General features: G+C 57.6%; 3 protein-coding genes. 1 reads left to right on the top strand and 2 read right to left on the bottom strand.

Annotated elements, in window-relative coordinates; genetic code table 11:
• The first annotated feature begins 394 nt into the window (after window positions 1-394).
• On the top strand, window positions 395-661 hold the full coding sequence (locus JQ575_RS44075) for a PilZ domain-containing protein (protein WP_312016142.1): 267 nt from the start codon (window positions 395-397) through the stop codon (window positions 659-661).
• A 528-nt stretch (window positions 662-1,189) separates the two neighbouring features.
• Here the strand turns inward: JQ575_RS44075 and JQ575_RS44070 are convergent.
• Window positions 1,190-1,336 (bottom strand): hypothetical protein, encoded by a 147-nt coding sequence (locus JQ575_RS44070; RefSeq protein ID WP_212039389.1) that lies wholly within the window; start codon window positions 1,334-1,336, stop codon window positions 1,190-1,192.
• 341 nt (window positions 1,337-1,677) lie between these two features.
• A partial coding sequence (locus JQ575_RS44065) for a tripartite tricarboxylate transporter substrate binding protein (RefSeq protein ID WP_249167328.1) occupies window positions 1,678-2,232 on the bottom strand: 555 nt, incomplete at its 5' end.

The following is a 2,232-nucleotide window of genomic DNA, read 5'->3' as shown; positions in this document are numbered from 1 at the left end:
ATCGATGTTTCCTCCAATTATTTGAAATTCACGACCGTGCTGCGTCGGCCGCTCGCCTCGTTTTTTCCGGGCACTTATAATGCTACGCCAACAACTCTGGGTGTCAATCGGCGTACAAAATGGGGCTGACGCGCAAGCGACTAGCTAGGTCGGGTAAAACAGCCTCTTCGTCTCCTGCTGGCACTTTTGAGACATGCGGATGGTCTCTGATGAAGTCCGCTGTTAAGGGCAACGCCGACTTCCCGGTTGCCCGCCCGGACTTCTCAATTTGACTCAAACGGAAGGGGCAGACAGCGATAGCGCGGATTTCGACGAGGCCCAGACAGGCTGCGGATTTCCAGCCAAATGTAATAAAGCCGTTTAGCCGGCTTTGAGGTTTTCGCGGCAGATTCGGATGATGATCGAGCGCCGAACAATGCCGCGACACAACGTAAACCGGCACGCAACCATTGCGTTTGACGGCGGCGAGGTCAGTTGTACGATCCGAAATATTTCTCCGATTGGCGCGGCGTTGGACGTCTCAAGCGCTGTTTTCGTTCCGCACGAGATTACATTGCTGATGGCTAATGGTCATCTCAGCCAACACTGCTACGTTGTTTGGCGAAAGCCAAGGTGTTTGGGCGTAACTTTCGACCGCTTGAACGAGCCAAACGTCGCGTAGCCGAACGCTCGGTTGAACCGGCCAACCCCGACCGAAACTACCCGCTCGGCTTGGCCAATGGCCCTGCCGGCCGGCCTGGCGATGCCCGTTTTTGCGGGCAACCGAAAGCGCCTTGGCAGAGGCTCAATCCGACGCGATCGGCACTTTTTGGACTTGGCGCCATGTCCGCGTTGAAGACCGTATGCATGAGCGGACACTCGCGACCTATCCATCGAGATCCACAAGATACACAACGTTAGTGTCACTTGATGGCTCGGTCGATTGCGTTGCTTGCCGATAAAGAGCTGCTTCTTGGGCGGTAGCCAACCTGACCTTCATCGTGGCCGCGGCGTCGCACAACGGCGTCCCATGAGACGTGATTGTGCTCAACTTAGTGCGTAACCTGCCGTGTTCGCAAAGACGTTCCGCGTCCGCGTGCCTCTTAGCCTGCAACGCAAGCGTTGGCCTGTCGTTGATCTCAATCGTGAATATCGAGAATGTGAAGCGGTGGTCCATTGGATCTCCGCCTTCCATTTATAGACCTACAGATCAATCCATCAGCAGATCATAGTCCCGGCGCAAAACAGTTTGGACGTGAACCGCCGCGCGCGCGGCGGTATTGGCATCTGCCGCGCCCGCTGCGAGCACACAGAGCGACCAGTTATTTTCGGCGTGGCTTGCAACACGATTGATCACTATTTCCTGGACGTTATGACAGCCGGCTGCTTTCTCACTTCTAACAACGCTCGACGCTGCAATTCCGGCATTGAAACGAGGACCTTGGGCATAGGTTGGCTCGGCTATTTGGGGGCCGCTCGGCCTATACCTAACAGAACAAAGCCAATTCAGGTTCCACTTGCAGAAGCGTGACCCGGCGGCGAGTCATTATAGCAGGACGATCATGCCGCCGAGCCCGCCGGCCTATCCTGGAATGCCCGTTCACCGGGCTAGACCGGAAGTCGCCGTGGTCCGGCCAAACCGACGCGATTGACAGATCTGACATCCCGCGTGGGTGACGGGGACCGCAGTGACGAGGATCAGTCTGCCTGCAAACCGGCATCCTTGATTGGACGTTCCCAGCGTGCGATCTCCTCAACCACATATTTGGCGAGGTATTCCGGCCCGCGCCGCTCGGGTGCAACGCCGACTACGCCGATGTCGTTAAATCGTGCCCTGATCGCTGGCGTATCCATTGCCGCACTGGTCGCCTCGTTGAGCTTGACCACGATGTCCTTCGGCGCGCCCTTTGGTAGGAAGAAAGCAGTCCAAGTCACGACATCGTAGTCATTGATACCCTGCTCCTGCGCCGTCGCAAGCTCGGGCATCAGCGGCGTGCGCTCGCGAGACAACAGCGCCAGGGGCTTCGATTGCTTCGCGGCCGCACGCACCACAGAAGTACCCATGTTGCCGCACAAGTAATCGATCTGGCCGCCGATCAGGTCGTTGGCGACAGGGCCGCCACCTCGATAAGGAACGTGAGTCACCTCGACGCCGATCCTCGCGTTGAGCAGCGCACAAGCAAGATGCGTGGTCGATCCGACGCCTGCCGAGCCGTACTGCATCTTCGTGCCGTTCTGTTTAAGCAGTGCGAT

Origin of the sequence: Bradyrhizobium sp. JYMT SZCCT0428, assembly GCF_018131075.1 — a bacterium.
In the GTDB taxonomy this organism is placed as follows: domain Bacteria; phylum Pseudomonadota; class Alphaproteobacteria; order Rhizobiales; family Xanthobacteraceae; genus Bradyrhizobium.
The sequence above is the reverse complement of the archived record's forward strand: the minus strand, read 5'-3'. Positions and strand labels throughout refer to the sequence as shown.